This window comes from Arthrobacter sp. P1_B9, assembly GCF_056406495.1.
The window spans coordinates 11,619-31,607 of sequence record NZ_JBFUAA010000002.1; the positions used below are offsets into that span (position 1 = coordinate 11,619).

A 19,989-nucleotide genomic window follows, 5' to 3' on the forward strand; every position below is an offset into this window, starting at 1 on the left:
CCGTGCCGGGGGCGACGGCGGTGTGGCACTGTAAGTGTCATGGTACGCATCGAGGATTACGCAATGGTCGGCGATCTGCACACCGCTGCCCTGATCAGCACCGAAGGCTCCATCGACTGGCTGTGCCTGCCGCGCTTCGACTCGCCGGCCTGTTTCAGCGCCCTCCTCGATTCCCCCGCGGCCGGCCGGTGGCTCCTGGCGCCGGCGGGCGGCGGGGAATGCACGCGCCGCCGCTACCGCAAGGGCACGCTGATCCTGGAAACCGAGTGGGATTTGCCCGAGGGCAAGGTCAGGATCATTGACTTCATGCCGCCCCGCGACGAGGTGGCGGATATCGTGCGGATCGTGGTCGGTGTCCGCGGCACGGTGCGGATGCGCGGCGAACTGGCGCTCCGGTTCGACTACGGCCATATTGTGCCGTGGGTCCGCCACGACGAGCTCGGGATCCACGCCGTCGCCGGGCCTGATGCCGCCTACCTGGTGACCGAGGCGCCCCTGCGCGGTGAGCGGATGCATACCGTCAGCGACTTCACGGTCAAGGCCGGGGAGCGTGTGCCCTTCGTGCTGACCTGGAGCCCCAGCCACCTCGGCCGGCCGCGGTCGGTGAACCCGGAAACGGTCCTGGCGTCGACCGAGGAGTTCTGGCTTCGATGGTCGGCGAAGTGCACGGTCACCGGGCGCTACCGCGACGCCGTCCAGCGCTCGCTGATCACGCTCAAGGCCCTGACGTTTGCCCCCACCGGCGGGATCGTGGCCGCCGTCACGACGTCCCTGCCGGAGGAGATCGGCGGTACCCGGAACTGGGACTACCGCTTCTGCTGGCTCCGCGACGCCACGCTCACGCTGCAGGCGCTGCTGGCCGCGGGCTACACGGAGGAGGCCGGCGCGTGGCGCGACTGGCTGCTCCGCGCCATCGCCGGGGACCCGGCGGATCTGCAGATCATGTACGGGCTCCACGGCGAACGCCGGATGCCGGAGCTCGAACTGCCGTGGCTGAAGGGCTACGAAAACTCCGCTCCGGTGCGGACCGGTAACGGTGCGGCCGGCCAGCTGCAGCTCGACGTCTGGGGCGAGGTCCTCGATTGCCTGTCCCTGACCCGGAACTCCCTGCTCAAACACACCGACGACGCCTGGGACGTCCAGGTGGCCCTCATGGAACATCTGGAGACGGCCTGGCGCCAGCCGGACAACGGGCTGTGGGAAATGCGCGGCCCGCAACGCCATTTCACGCACTCCAAGGTGATGGCCTGGGTGGCGGCGGACCGCATGGTCAAGGGCGTCCGGGACTTCGGCCTGACCGGCCCGGCGGACCGTTGGGAGGAGCTGCGTGACGCCATCCACGCCGAGGTCATGGCCAACGGGTTCGACGCCGACCGCAACACATTCGTGCAGTCTTACGGGCGGCCGGAGCTGGATGCGAGCCTCCTGCTGCTGCCCCGGGTGGGGTTCCTCCCGCCGGATGATCCGCGCATCATCGGAACCATCGATGCGGTCCAGCGCGAGTTGACGCACGACGGCTTCCTGCGCCGCTACCTGCCGGCACAGAGCGATGACGGGCTGCCCGGCGAGGAGGGGGTGTTCCTGGCATGCTCCTTCTGGCTGGTCGAGGCCCTGATCGGGGCTGGCCGGCGCCATGAGGCCCGGGAGCTGTTCGAGCGCCTGCTGGCGCTGCGCAACGACGTCGGGCTCCTCAGCGAGGAGTGGGGCGTCGAGACCGGCCGGCAGCTGGGCAACACGCCGCAGGCCTTTAGCCACTTCGCCCTCGTCATGAGCGCGCTGGAACTGCATGAAGACGGCGTCCGCCGCAGCGACACCCCGCTTCCGTGATCCGCGCCCGCGGCCCCGCCGCGGCGACCGCCGGCGGACGAAGGGCGGGACCTTCAGCACTTTCCCCGCACCGTAAAATAAGTACACTTACTAATATCCCGGCGGGGGATACGAGGGAACTAGGAGTGTTGCAAATGGCGGGATATTTTGAGCTCGTGGACGCGCCCGAGGGCGGCTACCGCATTCGGATGATGGACGGGGCAGGGCAACTGATGGCAGTCTCAGTGACGTTTCCCACCAAGAAAGCCGCCGTTGCCGGCGTCGCCCAGGCAAGGGAAATCGCCGGAACCGGCCTGATCAGGGACCGCAGCGCCGATGGCCGGGCCGCCGTGCCCGGATCGTCCGCCCGGGTGATCAGGGGTCGGCGCGGCGGTGCCGGGCGCTCAAACTCCACCCTGGGGGGCTCGCTGGCGGGCAAGAGGGCGCAGGCCCGTACCTGACCTGATCATCGAGTAGGCCGTTTCCCCAGCCGGTTCGCCGCGCCGAACGGTTACAGTATGGCCATGGAGCAGCGGGGGAATCGGAACACCGGCCGTGCCCGGAAGAAGCTGCTGGGCCGTGTGGCGGTGCCGCTCACTGCCGCGGCCATGCTGCTCGCCGGGCTGGCCCTTCTTGCCCAGCCGGTGACGCAGGAGGACTTTGGCTGGGTAGCGTATGCGCCGGTGGCCACGGGGCCCGTTGTGCTGCAGGGGCTCATGGTCATGGGCCCGTGGATCTGGGCAGGGGTCGCGCTGATCAGCATCGGGTTGCTCCTGCTGGCGTTCTGGTCCGGCTACCGCACGGGCCGGCAGGCCCGGGACCGCGGCGACGACTCCCGCTAGGCGGCTTCCGCTCGGCCGTCCGCCCCGCAGCCGGGCTGAAGCGCCGCCAGCCGCTCTGCCGCGGCCCCCGAGGAGACAGTTCGCGGCGTTCCGGGCTCGAAACACTGCCGTGATGTGCCGTCTCGGCGGTACGCTGGCCGGGCAGCGCCTAACCGTCGAGGAGGACCTCATGAGCCAGCACCACACCCCCGGAAGGGTCGCCGTTGTCACCGGAGCCGGTTCCGGCATCGGCCGCGCAGTGGCCAGGCTCATGCTGGCCGAGGGCTACCGGGTGGTCCTCGCGGGGCGGCGGGAAGAACCGCTCCGAGAGACCGCGGCCGGCCACCGCCAGGCGCTCGCGGTCCCGTGCGATGTCACCGTCCCCGCCGACGTCGAACGGCTTTTCACCGCCGCGCTGGGGCAGTGGGAGCGCGTGGACGTGCTCTTCAACAACGCCGGCGTGTTCGGCCCCGCCGCCGCGGTGGACGAGATCACCGTGGAGGACTGGGACGCGACCGTCGCCGTGAACCTCACGGGGTCCCTCCTCTGCGCCGCCGCCGCGGTCCGGGCCATGAAGGCCCAGTCGCCCCAGGGCGGACGGATCATCAACAACGGGTCGGTCGCGGCGCATTCGCCCCGGCCGCGGACGGTGGCCTACACGGTGACCAAGCACGCCATCACGGGGCTGACCAAAAGCATTGACCTGGACGGCCGGGGCTTCGGCATCAGCTGCGGACAAATCGATATCGGCAACGCGGCGACGGAACTCATGGAGGAGATCGGCGTCGGCTCCGGGACCGCCCAGGCAGACGGCAGCCTGCGGGCCGAGCCGACCTTTGCGGTGCAGGACGCCGCCCGGGCCGTGCTGCTGATGGCCGGGATGCCGGCGTCGGCCAACGTGGGATCCCTCGTGGTGACAGCTGCGGGCATGCCGTTCATCGGGCGCGGCTGAGGCGCGGCTGGGGGCACGGCTGCGGGCACGGGCCCCGGCCGGTGGGTCCTGCGGGACGCCACCGGGGGGACCTAGAGGGGCAGGAGGGCGGACAGGTCCGCGCGCAGTCCCGAGGCGGCAACACGGCCGGCGGCGACGGCGTCGGCCCAGCTCAATCGTCCGCTGACCATCGCCAGCCAGGTGTCGGCGTCGCACTCGATGACGTTTGGCGGGGTGCCGCGCGTGTGCCGCGGGCCCTCCACACACTGGGTGACGCCGAACGGCGGGACGCGCACCTCCACGGAGTTCCCGGGCGCCCGCGCGGTGACTTCCTCCAGGCAGTAGCGCACCGCCGTCGCGATCGTCGTGCGCGGGACGGCGCCGGGTCCTCCAGAGCCCGGGACCCCGGCCGGCACGTTCGGGCCCGGAGCGGGCGCGGTGGCTTCCTGCCACGCGGCGAGGGCCGCGCGGCCCTCGTCCACGGCGATTCGACGGCGCGATACAGCCACTTTCCCGAGTCTCCTAGTCCAGCAGTGCCGCGACGGCCCGCCCGAGCCGGATCTTGCCTACCGGGCGTCCCCCGCCCAGTACCGGGTCCACCACCTTGTCCAGGACGCTGGACACTTCAGGGATTTCGACGGCGCCGGAGGCCGCGAGGAGCGTCAACCCGACCAGCGTGGTGGCCCGGATGTTGCCGTCGAGCATCTTGATGGCAACCGAGACGCCCTGGCGGGTGGCCATGACCAAGACGCCCTCGGCGCCGATCTTGGCCAGGATGCCGAGTTCGTCCATGACGATCGTGTTGGCCTGCCCTCGCCCCTGGACGGCCCACGGGTAGTCCAGCATGGACGTGGCAATGGTGGCTGCCCGCGCGTTCGAGTTCTTGTCGCCCGGGGCCTTGGCCAGCTTCGAGTAGGCCCGGGCCAGGCCGATCAGGGAGACGGCGGCAACCGGCGCGCCGCAGCCGTCGATGCCCAGGTGGGTGATGCGTTCGCCGCAGTACTCCTCGATCACGGAGCGGATGCGCTGCTGCAGCGGGTGGTTGGGTTCGAGGTAGCTGTTCTTGTCCCAGCCGTTCTCCGTGCACGCCCAAAGGAACGCGGCGTGTTTGCCCGAACAGTTGAAGGCCAGCCGGGACTTGCCCCGCTCGGTCTGGACGAGCCAGTTCCGGGCGGTCTCATCCTGGGGCCAGTCGGCCGGGCACTGCAGCTGGTCTTCCTTGGCCCCGGCCGCCTTGAGCATGCCCTCGACCACGTCCATGTGATCCAGGGATCCGACGTGGCTGCCGCACGCGATGGCCACCTGGGCGCCCCGCAGGGGTACGCCGGACTGCATCGAGGCCAGGGCCTGCAACGGTTTGAGCGTGGACCGGGCAAAGATCGGGGCGTTCACATCGCCGAGCTCGATCACTACCGTCCCGTCCGCGGCCAGCACCACGGCCGAGCCGATGTGGCGGGACTCCACGAAGCCGCTGCGTTCGATGACTGCCAGTTCGACGGCGGAGTCGACTGTGAATGTTGCATGCGGGTTCAAAGCCATGCTGCAAGTCTATGGTGCCCGGTGCTGATACCCCGGTTATTCCACGGTCACCATCACCGACTGCCAGCCGGAGGCGCCGTCCGGAACCGGATCCGCCCGCTTGTCCGTCTGGACCTCGCCCTTGCCGTCCGTGGCGCGTACCTTGATGTAGTGCGGGCCCGGCGTGGCATCCCAGTCCAGGGACCACTGCCGCCACGTGATGAGGGAGGCCTCGTCGGAGAGTACCGCCTCGGTCCAGGGCCCGCTGTCGATCTGCACCTCGACCTTGGTGATCCCGCGGGTCTGGGCCCACGCGGTGCCGCCGATGGCGATCTTTCCGGCGGGGACCTTGGCGAAGGACTTGGGCACCTCGACCCGCGCCATGGTCTTGATCGGGCCGCGTTCGGACCAGCCCCGCTGGGTCCAGTACGCCTTGCTGTCCGCGAACCGGGTCACCTCCAGGTCCACCACCCACTTGGTGGCGGAGACGAAGCCGTACAGGCCGGGAACCACCATCCGCACCGGGTAGCCGTGCTCGAGCGGGAGCGCCTCGCCGTTCATGCCGATCGCCAGCATCGCGTCGCGGTCGTCCTGGAGGACTTCCAGGGGCGTCGAGGCGCTGAAGCCGTCAGCCGAGGTGGAAAGCACCATGTCCGCGCCCTGTGTGGGGCGGGCCAGCTTCAGGGCGTCGCGGATGGGCATGCCCAGCCACTTGGCGTTGCCGGCCAGATTGCCGCCGACCGGGTTGGACACGCAGGTCAGGGACACATGGGATTCGATGAGCTGGGCGTCGAGCAGGTCCTGGAAGGTGAGCCGGACCTCTTGTTCCACGAGGCCGTGGATGCGCAGTTCCCAGTCCTGGACGTTGATCTCCGGCACGCTCAGCGCCGTGTCGATCCGGTAGAAGTCCTTGTTCGGGGTCAGCCACGGCGTGACGCCGGGCGCCTTGGACTGGACCCCGGCCGGGACCGCGGCGGCGGCCTTGGCGGGCGCGGGCAGCTGCAGCGACTCGCGGGCCGCGGCCACGTTGCTGCGGGCCGCGCTCAGCAGGCGTCCGCCGGTGGCGGCGACGGCCGAGGCGGCCGCGGTGATGCCGGCGGCGGCGAAGAACCCGCGCCGCGTGGTCGCCGGGCGCTCGGGTTCCTTCGCGGCGACGTCCGCTGCCCGGTCCGGCCATTCCTGCATCCGCCACAGCCGGGTGATCAGGAGCCGCAGCACCACCAGCCCGGCGACGGTGCCGATCAGGGAGGGAATGGCATCGATCGGCTTGACGCTGGCCCGCGTCACCACGCTGCCGACGATCACGGCGCCCATCAGCACCACCCCGGCCACACCCAGGGCCCATGTCCGGTACGCCACGATGCCGAGCACGCACGCCAGGAGCAGGATCGTGACCGCCATGCCGACGAATAATGCGGCCTTGTCGTTGGTGCCGAACGTTTCAACGGCGAAGTTCTTCATCCACAGCGGCGTGAAGTCGATGAACGTCGAGCCCAGCGCAATCAGGGGCGTCGCCCGTGTGGTGAAGAACGCCCCGATCAGTTCCGCGACGGACAGGACGACGGCGGCCGCAGCCACTCCGGCCACTGCGGCCAGGGCTGTGGCGCCGCGGGACCGCTTGCTGGGCTTCATGCTGGGTTTGTTCATACATGCCATTCGTAGCCGCGCGCCCCGCGGATTGTTCGGCGCCGGGCGTGGTTCCGGGCGTGTGCGCATGCCCTCCTGCCGGACCCTGGCGTGGACATGCCCCGCGGTCCCCGGGACATGTCCAGTCGTGGGACTCGGGCGTGGGCATGTTTTCCGGTACCACGGGACATGTCCAGTCCTGGGACCCGGGCATGGGCATGGTGGCATTATGCCCAGTGGCCGCGGCCGGGACTGGGCATGTCCCGAGGGCTGCCCGGCCCCGTGGGTGCCGCGCTGAAGACTCAGATGCGGTCCGGTGGCTTGTGCCTGGGTCTGTGCCAGGCGGCCGGGGGACATGTCCGGCCGTAACTTGGCGCGTGCAACATGCTCCCCGGACCCAGAGAGGACATGTCCAGCCTTGGTATTCCTGCAGGGGCATGCTCTCCGGCACCACGGGACATGTCCAGCCTCGGGAGCCGGGCATGGGCATGGTGGCATTATGCCCAGTGGCCGCGGCCGGGACTGGGCATGTCCCGAGGGCTGCCCCCGGTCCCCGGCGCTGCTGAGCTCAGGATTGCCTGGTGCCCGGGACTGCCGGACTCAGGATTGCCGCCCTGCGCCGGGAGCGCCGAGCCGCGCTCAGGATTGCCCGCCGCCCGCGAGGCGCCGCCGCGAAAATTGAGCATGTCCGGCGGCCGACACAGCTTAGGAGCCTGCGGGGTGCACCACGTACCCTTGGAGACTGTGAAGGTACTTGTCATCGGCCCCGGCGGCCGCGAACACGCCATTGTCCGATCCTTGCTTGCAGACCCGAACGTTTCCGAGGTCCACGCGGCCCCGGGCAACGCCGGCATCAGCGCGCTGGTCCCCACATATGCGATCGACGCGAACGATCCCGACGCCGTCGCGGCGTTGGCCCTCAAGCTCACCGTTGACCTGGTGGTGGTCGGTCCGGAGGCGCCCCTCGCCGCCGGCGTGTCCGACGCCGTCCGCGCCGCCGGCGTCCCGGTCTTCGGCCCCAGCAAGGCCGCGGCCCAGCTGGAAGCGTCCAAGGCCTTCGCCAAGGAAGTCATGGCCGAGGCCGGCGTGCCCACCGCAATGGCCCGCGTTGCCTCCAACCCCGGGGAAGCCGCCGACGCCCTCGATACCTTCGGCGCCCCGTACGTCGTCAAGGACGACGGGCTCGCGGCCGGCAAGGGCGTCGTGGTCACCTCCAACCGGGACGAGGCCCTCGCGCATGCCCAGACCTGCTTCGACGCGGGCGGCACCGTGGTGATCGAGGAGTTCCTGGACGGACCCGAGGTCTCCGTGTTCGTCCTTTGCGACGGCACCAACACCGTGGCCCTGTCCCCGGCGCAGGACTTCAAGCGCATCTTCGACAACGACGAGGGCCCCAACACCGGCGGCATGGGCGCGTACACACCGCTGGAGTGGGCCCCCGAAGGCCTCGTGCAGGAAGTGATCGACCGCGTCGCCCAGCCCACGGTCAACCAGATGGCGCACCGCGGCACCCCGTTTGTCGGCGTCCTCTTCGTCGGCCTCGCCCTGACCTCGCGCGGCACGCGGGTCATCGAATTCAACGTCCGGTTCGGCGATCCCGAAACCCAGGCCGTCCTCGCCCGGCTCAAGACGCCCCTCGGCGGGCTGCTCATGGCAGCGGCCAAGGGCGAGCTGGACAAGGTGCAGCCGCTGCGCTGGTCCAAGGACACGGCCGTCGCCGTCGTCGTGGCCGCCGAAAACTACCCCGACACCCCGCGGACGGGCGACCGCATCCGGGGCCTGAAGAAGGTCGACGCCCTGGACGGCGTCCACGTGATCCACGCCGGGACCAAGCTCGACGGCGAAGGCAAGGTCGTCTCCGCCGGCGGCCGCGTCCTGGCCGTGGTGGCGCTGGGCACGGACCTCGTGGAGGCCCGGGAGCGGGCGTACGACGGCGTCGAGCTCGTCCAGCTGGACGGCAGCCAGTTCCGCACCGACATCGGCGGCAAGGCCGCCCGCGGCCAGATCCGGGTAGCCGGGCCGGGAACCGCGGCCGCGTCGAAAGCGAAGGCATGAACGTGACCGAATCCGCAGCGCCGACGCCCGGCACCCAGCCCGAGACCACGCCTGAGACCACGCCTGAGACCACGCCTGAGACCCGGCCCAAGGGCGGGCTCGACACCGCCACGCAGGACCTGCCCGGCTGGCGGCACGTCTACTCCGGCAAGGTCCGCGACCTCTACGTCCCCGCGGACCCGGCGCTCGCGGAACGCTTCGGCCAGGATTGTGTCCTGGTGGTGGCCAGCGACCGGATCAGTGCGTTCGACCACGTCCTGGCCAGCGAGATCCCGGACAAGGGCCGCATCCTGACCCAGCTGAGCCTGTGGTGGTTCGACCAGCTCGGCGTCGCGCACCACGTCCTCGCTTCCACGGCCGACGACGGTGTCCCCGCCGCCGTCGAGGGCCGGGCAATGATCTGCAAGAAGCTGGACATGTTCCCGGTCGAATGCATCGCCCGCGGCTACCTCACCGGCACCGGGCTCGCGGAGTACCGCGCGTCGGGCACAGTGTGCAGCATCCCGCTGCCCGCCGGCCTGGTTGACGGGTCACGGCTGCAGGAGGCGATCTTCACGCCGTCGGCCAAGGCCGAGGTGGGTGAGCACGACGAGAACATCACTTATGACGCCGTCGTCGGCCTCGTGGGTGCGGACGTCGCGGCGGACCTGAGCAGGCTGACCCTGGAGATCTATACCAAGGCCGAGGAAATCGCGCGCGGCCGCGGCATCATCCTGGCGGACACCAAGGTGGAGTTCGGCCTCGACGCGGCGACCGGCGTCATCACGCTCGGCGACGAGGTGCTGACCCCGGATTCCTCACGGTTTTGGGATGCGGCCACGTACCGGCCCGGGCAGGCGCAGCCGTCCTATGACAAGCAGTATGTGCGCGACTGGCTGACCTCGCCGGAGTCGGGCTGGGACAAGGCCTCGGACACGCCCCCGCCCGTCCTTCCGGCCGACGTTGTGGCGCGCACCCGCAGCCGCTACGTGGAGGCCTACGAGAAGCTCACCGGCCGGACGTTCGCCTAGCCGGGCCGTTCGCCTGGCCCGGTCCGGCCGGGGCTAGGCTTCCGCGGAAGCGGCCTCGGCCCGGCGCTGGGCGAGCTTGATCTCGAGCACGGCGTCCAGCGCCTGCTGGACCCGGTCCGAGGCGCCCGCCGCGCTGAACTCCTTCTGGGCTTCCTCGAGGTACACCAGCGCCTCCGCGGCCTCCCCGGCAGCCTTGAGCGCCTTCCCCAGCAGCAGGGAGACCTCGCCGGCCGTGTGCCGGGCCAGAGCCTCCCGCTCGGCATGGATCTCGCGCAGCTTCTGGACGGCGGCCACGATGTCGCCCGTGAGGTAGAGCCAGCGGGCCCGGATGAAGGCGACCTCCAGCTGGTCGGTCTTGTTGCCGCCGACAATCGACAGGGCCAGTTCGGCGCGCTCGATCGATGAGAGCGTCTCGGGTTCGACGATTCCCGAGGACAGGCGGACGGCGGCGGAGGCCTTGTTGAACCGGGCCCACAGGTCGATGTCGTTGGCCGGGGAGAGCAGCCGGCCGGCCCGCTCGTGGTACTTGATCCCCTCGGGATAGTCGTGGCGCATGAAGGCCACGTTGCCGATCACCCAGGCCACCTCGCCGGCGAGCTGGGACATCGAGTGGTCGTCCATCTGGTCGTTCATGGCCTGGCAGTACTCCCAGGCCTCATCGAGCCGGCCGCTCTCGGCCAGGGCACCAATCAGGGCGCGGAGGGCGCCGATGATCATGGTGGAGCCTTTGGGCAGCTGTGCGCAGAGCCGCACCGCTTCCTGCGCATGCTCGACGGCGGCGGTCAGCTGCCCCTGGCCCTGCGAGGCTGCGGCGAGCATCTGCTGGGCCCGGACGCCGAGCCCGGCAGACTCCGCGGCCATCGGGTGCTCCAGGAGATTCTGGACCACGTCCTTGCACTCCTGCCAGAGGCCCTGCTTGATCAGGCACTCGGCCTGCATATAGGTCATGTTCCACCACGCGCTGGTGTTCTTGGCCTCCAGGGCGATCTTGGCGGCGGCGGCGGCGTGGGTGGCGGCCACGGGGTAGTCCCGGAGGTCCCAGGCCTGCCGGGCATACAATCCCGCGAGCACGTATTCGGCGTCGCTGACGGACACCGGCTGGCTCCAGGCCTCAAGCGCCTTGGGGGCCAGTTCAAGCCGGCGGGCAAGCTCCTCGATGACATCGGCGGTCGGCTCGCGGCGTCCGGTTTCCAGCAGAGAAATGTAGCTGGGGGAGTACAGGTCACGGCCCAACTCCGCCTGCGTCAGGCCCCGTTCGAGCCGTTCCGCGCGGAGCTTCTCCCCAAATCCGTTCCCCACGGATACCTCCTAATTCCGGACATTCTTTGTACTAAATGCTTGACAGTCTCTGTAGAAACCATTTTACAATGTGTGTCAACAAGGGTAGTGCTGACTTGGTTAAGGAACCCCAACCCATATTGAGGAAACTTATGTTGAAGAAGATTGCAGCCGGCGCCGTTTTGGCGGGCGCACTGGCATTCTCCGCCGCGGCCCCGGCCGTGCTGTCCGCTGCTTCACTTACCGATGTCTCAGACGTTGCCGCCGTCGGCAACTGGCCCGATCCCATGCGCACCGCCCAGGCGGTGGGCAACTGGCCCGACCCCATGACCCACTCGCTGAACGTCGGCAACTGGCCCGACCCGATGTAACAAGCCCGATGTAACAAGCCCGACACGGCAGGCCCGGCGCAGCAACGGCCGGCTGCCTGCGGCACGGATATCCGGCGCAGCCCCGGGAGATTTCCTCCCGGGGCTGCGTTGTGTCCGGGGGGCAGGGGCCGGGCCCTGGGCCGGGACGATCGCCGGTGCCGGTGTCATGAAATCGTGCCGGACCTACCACCGGACATACAAAAGAGGACCCTCCGTGTGGAGGGCCCTCTTTGTGTTTGGTCGGGATGACAGGATTTGAACCTGCGACCTCGTCGTCCCGAACGACGCGCGCTACCAAGCTGCGCCACATCCCGATCCGTTGCTTCAAAAGCAACTTCACAAGAGTATCCGATCATGGCCCCGGATGTGAAATCGGGCGCCGGCCGGGACGTGTCCCGCCGTCGTCCCGGCCCGGACGCCGGCCGGTCCCGGCAGGCGCTGTTCAGACCAGCGAGTCTTTCCAGGCGCCGTGGAGCCGGGCGAAGGCGCCGCCGTCGCCGATCAGCTGCTCCGGGGTGCCGTCCTCCACGACGAGTCCGTCGTGCACCACCAGCACCCGGTCCGCCGTCTCCACGGTGGAGAGCCGGTGGGCAATGATCAGCGCTGTCCGCCCGGCGCCGGGGGCCGAGTCCGGGCCGGGGGCCGAGTCTGCAACGGGCTGTCCGCCGCCCGCCTGTCCACCGGACGGCCGCTGGCCGGCCTCCCGGGTGCCGGCCTCCCGCGTCCCGCGCAGGAGTCCCGCGAGGCCCTGCTGGACCATGCGCTCCGACGGGATGTCCAGCGAGGACGTAGCCTCGTCCAGGATCAGCACGGCCGGGCGGGCCAGGAACGCGCGGGCGAAGCTGATCAGCTGGCGCTGCCCGGCGGAGACGCGGCCGCCGCGCTTGTTGACGTCGGTGTCGTAGCCGTCCGGCAGTTCCATGATGAAGGCGTGCGCCCCCACCGCCCGGGCCGCGTCCTCGATCTCCGCACGCGAGGCTTCGGGCCGGCCCAGGGCGATGTTGTCCGCCACGGAGCCGCTGAACAGGAAGGCCTCCTGGGTGACCATGACGACGTTCCGGCGCAGGTCCTCGGTGCTGAGCTGGCGCAGGTCCACGCCGTCGAGGGTCAGGGACCCGGCGGAGACGTCGTAGAAGCGGGCAATCAGCTTCGCGAGCGTTGATTTGCCGGCGCCGGTCTGCCCGACGAGCGCGACCGTCTGCCCGGCGGGGATGTGCAGGTCCAGCCTCGGGATGACCACCGGGCCGTCGCCGTAGCGGAATTCGACGCCGTTGAAATCGATGCTGCCCTGCGCCTGGTGCAGGGCCGCGGGTGTTTTCGGCGGTCTGACAGTGGGGACCTCCTCGAGCAGGCCCGAGACCTTTTCCAGGGCCGCCTGGGCGCTTTGGAAGGAGTTGTAGAACATGGCCATCTGGTCCACCGGCTGGAAGAAGCGCTTGGCGGACAGGATCAGGGCCAGGAGCACGCCGACCTCCAGGTCGCCGCTGAGGACCCGGAAGCCGCCGGTGAGCAGCACGAGGGCCACGCACACGTTCCCGATCAGCACCAGCCCCGGCTGGAAGATGCCGTTGAGGTTGATGGAACGGACGGTCGCGCGGCGGTAGTCCTCCGACAGTTCGGAGTAGCCCGCGGCATTCTCGCGTTCCTTCCGGAAGGCCTTCACGGCGCGGATCCCGGTCATGGTCTCCACGAAGTGCACGATCAGCCGGGCCGAGACCACCCGGGATTCGCGGAAGGCGATCTGGGAGTGCTTCTGGTACCAGCGGGCCAGGAAATACATCGGCACGCCGGCGGCCAGCACCAGCACGCCGCTGCGCCAGTCCAGGGCGAACACCGTCACGGCGGTAAACGCCATGAACAGCATTCCCGAGGCCAGCGAGCTCACGCCGGAATCCAGGAGTTCGCGCAGGGCCTCCAGGTCCGAGGTCTGCCGGGCGATGATGCGCCCCGAGGTGTATTTCTCGTGGAATTCCAGGCTCAGCCGCTGCGTGTGGCGGAAGACCCGGACGCGGAGGTCCAGCAGCATCGCCTGGCTGAGCCGCGCCGTCGAGGTCACGTACAGGGCGGTCAGGCCGGCGGCCACGACGGCCGCGGCAAGGTAGGCGGCGCCGGTCAGCACCAGGGGCAGGTTGTCGCCGGCGCGCACGGCGGGCAGGGCGTGGTCGATGCCGAAGGCGATCAGGGCCGGCCCGGCCACGCGGGCGGCCTGGGACAGCACGACGGCGCCGATCGTCAGCCAGAACCGGGCCCGGACGGGGCGGATCAGGGAGCCCAGGAGGGTCAGGGAGCGTCGCCGGACGGCCTTGCTTTCGTTCCTGCTGAGGTGCGCGTTGTCCTCATTGGCGGTGCCGAACGTTGCGCTGCTCATCGGGAAATCTCCTCGGACTGGTCCTCGAGGGCGGACAATTCTGAATCCAGGTCCCGCGGTTCCGGGTCCAGGCTGGCGATCACGTAGCGGTAATGGCTGTTCTTGGCGAGCAGTTCCGCATGGGTTCCGACGGCGGCGATCCGGCCGTCCTCGAGCAGGGCCACCCGGTCGGCCAGCGCCACCGTGGAAGGCCTGTGGGCCACGATCAGCGTGGTGGTGTCCGCGAGGACCTTGCGCAGCCGGGCCTCGACGAGGACCTCGGTGTTCACATCCAGCGCCGAGAGCGGGTCGTCCAGGACCAGCACCGCCGGTTTCGCGGCGATGGCCCGGGCCAGGGCGATGCGCTGGCGCTGGCCGCCGGAGAGGCTGAGGCCCTCCTCGCCGATCAGGGTATCGACCCCGTCCGGCAGGGAATAGGCGAAGTGGGCCTGGGCGACGTCGAGGGCTTCCTCCAGGGCCGCGTCGCGGCCCTCCGCCGATCCGGCGTCGGGCGCGCCGAGCAGGACGTTGTCCCGGACGGAGCTGGAGAACAGCGTGGTGTCCTCGAACGCCACGGAGACCACGGTGCGCAGGTCCTCCACCGCGAACTCGCGCAGGTCCACTCCGTCGACGGTGATGGCACCGCCGGTGACGTCGTAGAGGCGGGGGACCAGCTGGAGCAGGGCGCTCTTACCGCCGCCCGTGATGCCCACGAGGGCCATGGTTTCGCCGGGGCGGATGTCCAGGGTGATGTTCTTGAGGATCGGCTTGTCCGGGGCGTCCTCGAACGCGAACGAGGCATTGCGGAAGCTGAGGGCACCCTTGAGGCCGGCCGGGCGGCGGGGCCGGTCCGGGCTGGTGATCGTGTTCTGCGCGTCCATGACCTCGAAGTGCCGGTCCACCGCGGACTTCGCGGTGAGGGCCATCGCCAGCAGCATGCCGCAGAACTCGACCGGCGCGGCGACCACGGCGGCGGTGGCGAAGAAGGCCACCAGGGACCCGATGGAGAGCTGGTCCGTGGAGGCCAGCAGGATGCCGACGACGAGGCCGGCGCCGAGCGCGAGTTCGGGCAGGAGCGTCACCACCAGGCTGAACGTGGCCAGGTGCTTGGCCTTGGCGATCTCGGTCTGCCGGAGTTCCTCGGCCTGTTCGTTGAAGTTCTCCAGGGCCTCCCGGCTGCGGCCGAAGGCCTTCAGGACGCGGATGCCGTGCACGGATTCCTCGACCGTGGTGGCGAGGTCCCCGGCCTGGTCCTGGCTGCGCCGGGCCACCTTGCTGAAGCGGGTGCGGAAGCGGAATCCGTAGATCATGATCGGCACGGCGGCGGCCAGGAAGATCAGGGCCAGCTGCCAGCTCATGGCAAACATCACCGCGACGCCGATCACCACGGTGAGCGTCGTGACCACCAGCATGATGGCGCCGAAGGCCATCCAGCGGCGCAGGAAGTTCAGGTCCGTCATGGCCCGGGACAGCAGCTGACCGGAGCCCCAGCGGTCATGGAAGGAAACTGTGAGGTCCTGCAGATGCCCGTAGAGCGAGACCCGCATCCGGGTCTCGACGGTGGTGGCGGGATTGATGACGAACTGCCGGCGCAGGGCCACGAGGCCCGCCTCGGCGATGCCCAGGACCAGGATGAGGAGCGAGGCAGTCCAGACGGCTTCCGCGCTGCCGCCGGGGGTCAGGGACTCGTTGACCAGCACGCGCAGCACCTGCGGGATGGCCAGTGCCATGACGCTGGCCAGCAGCGCGCAGAGCAGGCCCATGACCAGCCGGGGCAGGATTGGCCTGACGTGCGGGTAGAGACGGCTGATGGAGGTGAAGAATGAGCTCTGCTTGGCCATGCCTGCTTCTTAAGACGCCCGTGCATAGATCGCACCGTTGAATGTAGTTTCCTGTAGCAACTACCCTAGGCCATCGGGTGACCGGATTCACACGTTGTTCAGCGCTCCCAGCATCTCGCCCAGTCATTGCGATCCGCAATAGGTGCGGGCGGCGGGTGGCCGCGGGACATGTCCGGTGGTGCCGGGCCCGGTGGGACATGTCCGGTGGTGGCCGCAGCGGGTGGGCATTGTGGGCCTATGCCCAGTGCCCGCGACCAGGGGAGGGCATGTCCCGTGGGCTCGGGCGCCAAGGGAGGGCATGTCCACCGGACAGGCCGGGGGCGGGCAGCACTGGCCGCGGCCAGGCCTAGGCGCGGGAGGTCAGCGTGAGCAGAACGGCTTCGGGCCGGCAGGCAATGCGGACAGGGGCGAAGCGGGACGTGCCGATGCCGCCCGAGACGTTCACCGGCGTCGTCCGCCCGTTGCTCTCCCAGGTGTGCAGCCCCCGGGCCCGCCAGGTGGGCAGGTCGCAGTTGGTGACCAGGGCCCCGTAGCCCGGGACGCAGATCTGGCCGCCGTGGGTGTGGCCGGCCAGGAGGAGGTGGGCGCCGGCTTCGGTGAAGTGGTCGAGGACGCGCTGGTAGGGTGCGTGTGCGACGGCGATGCGCAGGTGCGGGTCGGCGTCCCGGCCCTTGGTCCCGCGCGGCCAGCCCGCGTACCTTTCGAGGCGCAGGTGCGGATCGTCGACGCCGGAGAAATCGAAGCGCATGCCCTTGAGCACGACCGACTGGCAGCGGTTGGTCAGGTCCACCCAGCCGGACATGCCGAACTCGGCACGCAGCCGGGGCCAGTCGAGCCTTTCCGGGTGCTTGCGCTCGCCCGAGGGCCCGAGCAAATATGACGCCGGGTTCTTCAGGCTCGGGCCGAAGTAGTCGTTCGAGCCGGGGACAAACACGCCGGGAAATTCCAGCAGGGGCCGCAGGGCCGCCACGAGGGGGTCCACGCCCTTGGCATGGCTGAGGTTGTCGCCCGTGTTCACCACGAGGTCCGGCTGCAACTGCGCCAGGGAGGACAGCCACTGCGCCTTCCGGTGCTGGCCCGGAACGAAGTGGATATCGGACAGGTGCAGTATCCGGAACGGGCCGAACCCGGCCGGCAGGATGGGGAGGGTTTCCTCCCTGACCACAAACTGGTTCTTCTCCCACAGCCCGTAGCCGGTAGCGGCCGCCCCCGCCGCTGTCCCGATTGCGGCGGTCACGGCAAAGCCGCGTCCGATGCTTCGAACGCGGCTCGCCAGATCATTGCCCAGGGTCATCGGCTACTTCTTGCCGGAGGACTTCGTAGGTGCCGGAGTCGGGTCGGCGGACGGTTGTGTGGCCGGCTCGGTGCTCTTGGCGGTCGGAATGGAGGTCCGCGGCGTTGAGATCGGGTCCGGGACCGGGGCCGGGGAGTACAGCATGTCCGACGGCGGGGCCGGGAACGGATCGGTGCCGTAGGCCGGTGCCACCTGGGCCATGTAGTTCGAGAACTGCGGCCCGGCGATCATGTAACCGTCGATGCCCTTGTAGAAGTTGCCGTTGATCGTGACATTCTGCCCGGCACGCTTCTGGTCGCCCAGGGGATCGCCAAACCACGTGGCCGTCGCGAGGCCGCTGGTGTAGCCCGCCACCCAGGTGGAGCTGTTGTTGTCGTTGGTGCCCGTCTTCGCCGCAATGGGGAAAGTGGTCCGGGTCGAAATCCGGGGCACAATGAGCGAGCCCGAGCCGCGGTTGAGCACTTCCTGCATAGCGTACGCGACGCCGTGGGCCACCTCGGGCTTGATCGCGTCCCTGCAGTTGGGAGACTGGGCCGGCAGCTGGGCGCCGGTCGCGTCCGTCACCGACTCGATGGCCATCGGTTCGCAGTACTTGCCATTGTTGGCGAAGGTGGCGAATGCGCTGGCCATGGTCAGCGGCGCAGTCTGGGTGGACCCGATGAGGTTGCCGAGGGTGGTCATCGGCACCGGGGGGTTGGGGTTGTCCGCGCTCGGCAGCCCGCCGTGGATGCCCACTGCGTCCACGACCTTCTGGATCCCGCAGAGGTCCACCTGGGCGGCGGAAGCGAACGTGATGGTGTTGATGGAGTTCGCCAGGCCGTCAAGGACGGACATGTACTTGTAGTGGGTCTCGTCGGCGTTCTGTAGGTCGTAGCTACCGTTGGACGCGTCATACCAGCCGGTGGTCGGTGCCGGGCAGGTGTTCTTCCAAGGGAAATTCTGTGGATATCGCCGCACGGCGCCGTTGAGCTGGGTGCTCATCGACTTGCCCTCGTTGAGCCACTCCGCGAACGTGAACGGCTTCATCGTGGATCCGGGCTGGAAGCCGCCGAGGCCGTTGAGGTCATTGCCCTTGGCATCCTGCACGTCCACGTTGAAGTTCTGGGTCTGGTCGAACTTGCCGTCGGCCGGGAACCAGACGGTGTTCTGGGCCATGGAGACGATCTTGCCGGATCCCGGCTGCACGGACACCAGCGAGGCGCCCCACTTATCCGGGTTCGCGCCGGCCGACCCGTCCACCTGGGCCTGCGCCACGGACTGGGCCTTCGGATCCAGCGTGGTCTTGATGGTCAGGCCGCCGCGGAAGATCTTCCGCTCACGCTCGGCCGCGTCGGCCCCGTAGGCCGGGTTGTTCAGGAGCAGGTGGAGCACGTAGTCGCAGAAGTACGGCGCCGTCTGTGAGTAGGCACAGCCCTGGCGGGGCTGGGTGACCTTGGTCTGCACCGGTGTCGCGACCGCTGCGTCGTAGTCGGCCTGCTTGATCTTGCCCTGCGTCAGCATCGCGCGGAGCACGAGGTCGCGACGGACCTTGGCGTTCTCCGGATTGGTGATCGGGTCGTAGTAGGAGGGGCTGTTCACGACGCCGGCCAGCAGGGCCGCCTGCGGCAGGGTCAGGTCCTTGGCCGTGGTGCTGAAGAAGAACTTGGACGCGGCCTCGATGCCGTAGGCGTCCCGGTTGAAGAACACGATGTTCAGGTAGCCCTCGAGGATCTGCTCCTTGGTGAACTTCTTCTCCAGCGCGATGGCCAGCTTCATTTCACGGAGCTTGTCCCCGACGCCCTTGTTGACGCCGTTGAGCAGGACCTCGTCGCCCTTGCCCTCGGCCTCCAGCGAGGAGTTGATGACGTTGTTGACGTACTGCTGCGTGATCGTGGACGCGCCCTGCTTGTTGCCGCGGGCGGTGCTCACGAGCGCGCGCAGGATGCCGGTGGTGTCCACACCGCCGTGCTCATAGAAGCGGCTGTCCTCGATGGCGATAATCGCGTCCTTGATGTGCGGTGACATCTGGTCCAGCGAAACACGGGTGCGGTTTTCCGCGTAGAGGTTCGCGATCGGGCTGCCGTCGGACGCCAGGATCGTGGTCGACTGGCTCGGCGGATCGACCTTCAGCTCAGCGGGGAGCGTGTCAAAAAACTGGATCGAACCGCTCGCCGCACTGCCCGAGACGGCCGCCGCGGGGACCAGGAGGCCCGCCACCAGGACACCGCAAATAGCGCTCACGCCCAGGAAAAGAAAGATCTTTCCGAGGGTGGTGGCCGTGTCGAATAAAGGGTTCTTGCCAGTCGCCATGTTTTCCACTTTACCGGCAACGACTAGGCTTTATGTCATGACCAAATGGGAGTACGCCACGATTCCGCTCATTATTCACGCCACAAAGCAGATCCTGGACCAGTGGGGCGACGACGGCTGGGAGCTCGTCCAGGTTGTTCCGGGACCCGATGGAAACGGCCTGGTTGCCTACCTGAAGCGGGAGAAGCAGTAGCCATGAACACCCCCTCAGAAGCCGTTCCGGCCACGCCGGCGGGCGCGGAAAACATCTCCGAAAACACGGCCGGCGCAGCGAGCCCCACGGCCGGCGCGGGCGCGTCGTCCGCCGTCGAACAGCGCCTCGCGGAGCTGGGCCTGGCGCTCCCCGACGTCGCTGCTCCGGTCGCGGCGTATGTTCCGGCCGTGATTTCCGGCAACCACGTCTACACCTCCGGGCAGCTGCCGTTCATCAACGGCAAGCTCGAGGCCACCGGAAAGGTTTCCACCGGTTCGGCGGGCGCCTCCGACGAATCCACGGTGTCCCCGGAGGACGCGAAGGCCTACGCTGCCGTCTGCGCCGTCAACGCCCTGGCCGCCGTCAAGAGTGTGATCGGCGACCTCGACCGCATCACGCGGATCGTCAAGGTTGTCGGATTTGTATCCTCCGACCCTTCCTTCACCGGCCAGCCCGGTGTCATCAACGGCGCCTCGGAGCTGCTGGGCCAGGTCCTCGGCGACGCCGGCCAGCACGCACGTTCCGCCGTCGGCGTATCCGTTCTGCCGCTCGACTCGCCTGTCGAAGTCGAACTGATCGCTGAATTCGCCTAGTAGACCGGTTACGTCG

Annotated in this window: 17 protein-coding genes and 1 tRNA gene; 9 read left to right on the plus strand and 9 right to left on the minus strand. The window is 69.1% G+C overall.

Annotated elements, in window-relative coordinates; all coding sequences use genetic code 11:
* Nucleotides 1-39 precede the first annotated feature (39 nt).
* From AC1D1A_RS02565 to AC1D1A_RS02580, 4 genes are all read left to right on the plus strand, one after another.
* Nucleotides 40-1,827 (plus strand): glycoside hydrolase family 15 protein, encoded by a 1,788-nt coding sequence (locus AC1D1A_RS02565; RefSeq protein WP_476850261.1) that lies wholly within the window; start codon nt 40-42, stop codon nt 1,825-1,827.
* A 134-nt stretch (nt 1,828-1,961) separates the two neighbouring features.
* Nucleotides 1,962-2,267: a hypothetical protein gene (locus AC1D1A_RS02570; protein WP_223913587.1), complete on the plus strand. Its 306-nt coding sequence runs from the start codon at nt 1,962-1,964 to the stop codon at nt 2,265-2,267.
* A 63-nt stretch (nt 2,268-2,330) separates the two neighbouring features.
* Nucleotides 2,331-2,648, plus strand: a complete 318-nt coding sequence (locus AC1D1A_RS02575) for a hypothetical protein (protein WP_476947075.1) — start codon at nt 2,331-2,333, stop codon at nt 2,646-2,648.
* Nucleotides 2,649-2,817: 169 nt separating this feature from the next.
* Nucleotides 2,818-3,579 (plus strand): SDR family oxidoreductase, encoded by a 762-nt coding sequence (locus tag AC1D1A_RS02580; RefSeq protein ID WP_476947076.1) that lies wholly within the window; start codon nt 2,818-2,820, stop codon nt 3,577-3,579.
* 71 nt (nt 3,580-3,650) lie between these two features.
* Here the strand turns inward: AC1D1A_RS02580 and AC1D1A_RS02585 are convergent, their stop codons facing one another.
* From AC1D1A_RS02585 to AC1D1A_RS02595, 3 genes are read right to left on the minus strand one after another with little or no spacing between them, the layout of a single operon-like run.
* Nucleotides 3,651-4,067, minus strand: a complete 417-nt coding sequence (locus AC1D1A_RS02585; protein WP_476855506.1) for a sterol carrier family protein — start codon at nt 4,065-4,067, stop codon at nt 3,651-3,653.
* A 13-nt stretch (nt 4,068-4,080) separates the two neighbouring features.
* Nucleotides 4,081-5,097, minus strand: a complete 1,017-nt coding sequence (locus tag AC1D1A_RS02590) for an asparaginase (RefSeq protein WP_079555582.1) — start codon at nt 5,095-5,097, stop codon at nt 4,081-4,083.
* Between the two features lie 36 nt (nt 5,098-5,133).
* Complete coding sequence (locus AC1D1A_RS02595; protein ID WP_476859229.1) at nt 5,134-6,708, minus strand: molybdopterin-dependent oxidoreductase; 1,575 nt, start codon at nt 6,706-6,708, stop codon at nt 5,134-5,136.
* Nucleotides 6,709-7,446: 738 nt separating this feature from the next.
* Here AC1D1A_RS02595 and purD point away from each other — a divergent pair.
* Both purD and AC1D1A_RS02605 read left to right on the plus strand, forming a co-directional pair.
* On the plus strand, nt 7,447-8,757 hold the full coding sequence (gene purD, locus AC1D1A_RS02600) for a phosphoribosylamine--glycine ligase (RefSeq protein WP_476947077.1): 1,311 nt from the start codon (nt 7,447-7,449) through the stop codon (nt 8,755-8,757).
* Nucleotides 8,754-9,767 (plus strand): phosphoribosylaminoimidazolesuccinocarboxamide synthase, encoded by a 1,014-nt coding sequence (locus AC1D1A_RS02605; RefSeq protein ID WP_476947078.1) that lies wholly within the window; start codon nt 8,754-8,756, stop codon nt 9,765-9,767. The genes purD and AC1D1A_RS02605 overlap by 4 nt, the downstream gene beginning before the upstream one ends.
* A 33-nt stretch (nt 9,768-9,800) precedes the next feature.
* Here the strand turns inward: AC1D1A_RS02605 and AC1D1A_RS02610 are convergent, their stop codons facing one another.
* Entirely contained in the window at nt 9,801-11,066 is a 1,266-nt protein-coding gene (locus tag AC1D1A_RS02610) for a helix-turn-helix domain-containing protein (RefSeq protein WP_459385576.1), read from the minus strand.
* Nucleotides 11,067-11,197: 131 nt separating this feature from the next.
* Between AC1D1A_RS02610 and AC1D1A_RS02615 the strand changes: the two genes are divergently transcribed.
* Nucleotides 11,198-11,416, plus strand: coding sequence for a hypothetical protein (locus AC1D1A_RS02615; protein WP_018776166.1), 219 nt, complete (start codon nt 11,198-11,200; stop codon nt 11,414-11,416).
* Nucleotides 11,417-11,653: 237 nt separating this feature from the next.
* Here the strand turns inward: AC1D1A_RS02615 and AC1D1A_RS02620 are convergent.
* From AC1D1A_RS02620 to AC1D1A_RS02640, 5 genes are all read right to left on the minus strand, one after another.
* Nucleotides 11,654-11,730: transfer RNA gene (locus tag AC1D1A_RS02620), tRNA-Pro, on the minus strand.
* Nucleotides 11,731-11,858: 128 nt separating this feature from the next.
* Nucleotides 11,859-13,784 (minus strand): ABC transporter ATP-binding protein, encoded by a 1,926-nt coding sequence (locus AC1D1A_RS02625; protein ID WP_476947079.1) that lies wholly within the window; start codon nt 13,782-13,784, stop codon nt 11,859-11,861.
* Nucleotides 13,781-15,604 (minus strand): ABC transporter ATP-binding protein, encoded by a 1,824-nt coding sequence (locus AC1D1A_RS02630; RefSeq protein WP_476947080.1) that lies wholly within the window; start codon nt 15,602-15,604, stop codon nt 13,781-13,783. The genes AC1D1A_RS02625 and AC1D1A_RS02630 overlap by 4 nt, the downstream gene beginning before the upstream one ends.
* A gap of 346 nt (nt 15,605-15,950) precedes the next feature.
* The gene (locus tag AC1D1A_RS02635; protein WP_476947081.1) at nt 15,951-16,898 is read right to left on the minus strand and encodes a metallophosphoesterase; all 948 of its coding nucleotides are present in this window, start codon (nt 16,896-16,898) and stop codon (nt 15,951-15,953) included.
* Between the two features lie 3 nt (nt 16,899-16,901).
* Complete coding sequence (locus AC1D1A_RS02640; protein ID WP_476947082.1) at nt 16,902-19,187, minus strand: transglycosylase domain-containing protein; 2,286 nt, start codon at nt 19,185-19,187, stop codon at nt 16,902-16,904.
* 37 nt (nt 19,188-19,224) lie between these two features.
* Here AC1D1A_RS02640 and AC1D1A_RS02645 point away from each other — a divergent pair, with 37 nt between their 5' ends.
* Both AC1D1A_RS02645 and AC1D1A_RS02650 read left to right on the plus strand, forming a co-directional pair.
* Nucleotides 19,225-19,380, plus strand: coding sequence for a DUF4177 domain-containing protein (locus tag AC1D1A_RS02645; RefSeq protein ID WP_003797879.1), 156 nt, complete (start codon nt 19,225-19,227; stop codon nt 19,378-19,380).
* A 2-nt stretch (nt 19,381-19,382) separates the two neighbouring features.
* A complete protein-coding gene (locus tag AC1D1A_RS02650; RefSeq protein WP_476947083.1) occupies nt 19,383-19,973 on the plus strand; it encodes a RidA family protein in 591 nt (196 codons plus the stop codon).
* The last annotated feature ends 16 nt before the right edge of the window (nt 19,974-19,989 follow it).

Excerpts from the sequence above, each read along its gene's own strand:
- AC1D1A_RS02565 (WP_476850261.1), top strand. The coding sequence starts at position 40 with ATGGTACGCATCGAGGATTACGCAATGGTCGGCGATCTGCACACCGCT.
- AC1D1A_RS02570 (WP_223913587.1), top strand. The coding sequence starts at position 1,962 with ATGGCGGGATATTTTGAGCTCGTGGACGCGCCCGAGGGCGGCTACCGC.
- AC1D1A_RS02575 (WP_476947075.1), top strand. The coding sequence starts at position 2,331 with ATGGAGCAGCGGGGGAATCGGAACACCGGCCGTGCCCGGAAGAAGCTG.
- AC1D1A_RS02580 (WP_476947076.1), top strand. The coding sequence starts at position 2,818 with ATGAGCCAGCACCACACCCCCGGAAGGGTCGCCGTTGTCACCGGAGCC.
- AC1D1A_RS02590 (WP_079555582.1), bottom strand. The coding sequence starts at position 5,097 with ATGGCTTTGAACCCGCATGCAACATTCACAGTCGACTCCGCCGTCGAA.
- AC1D1A_RS02595 (WP_476859229.1), bottom strand. The coding sequence starts at position 6,708 with ATGAAGCCCAGCAAGCGGTCCCGCGGCGCCACAGCCCTGGCCGCAGTG.
- AC1D1A_RS02605 (WP_476947078.1), top strand. The coding sequence starts at position 8,754 with ATGAACGTGACCGAATCCGCAGCGCCGACGCCCGGCACCCAGCCCGAG.
- AC1D1A_RS02615 (WP_018776166.1), top strand. The coding sequence starts at position 11,198 with ATGTTGAAGAAGATTGCAGCCGGCGCCGTTTTGGCGGGCGCACTGGCA.
- AC1D1A_RS02625 (WP_476947079.1), bottom strand. The coding sequence starts at position 13,784 with ATGAGCAGCGCAACGTTCGGCACCGCCAATGAGGACAACGCGCACCTC.
- AC1D1A_RS02630 (WP_476947080.1), bottom strand. The coding sequence starts at position 15,604 with ATGGCCAAGCAGAGCTCATTCTTCACCTCCATCAGCCGTCTCTACCCG.
- AC1D1A_RS02635 (WP_476947081.1), bottom strand. The coding sequence starts at position 16,898 with ATGACCCTGGGCAATGATCTGGCGAGCCGCGTTCGAAGCATCGGACGC.
- AC1D1A_RS02640 (WP_476947082.1), bottom strand. The coding sequence starts at position 19,187 with ATGGCGACTGGCAAGAACCCTTTATTCGACACGGCCACCACCCTCGGA.
- AC1D1A_RS02645 (WP_003797879.1), top strand. The coding sequence starts at position 19,225 with ATGACCAAATGGGAGTACGCCACGATTCCGCTCATTATTCACGCCACA.
- AC1D1A_RS02650 (WP_476947083.1), top strand. The coding sequence starts at position 19,383 with ATGAACACCCCCTCAGAAGCCGTTCCGGCCACGCCGGCGGGCGCGGAA.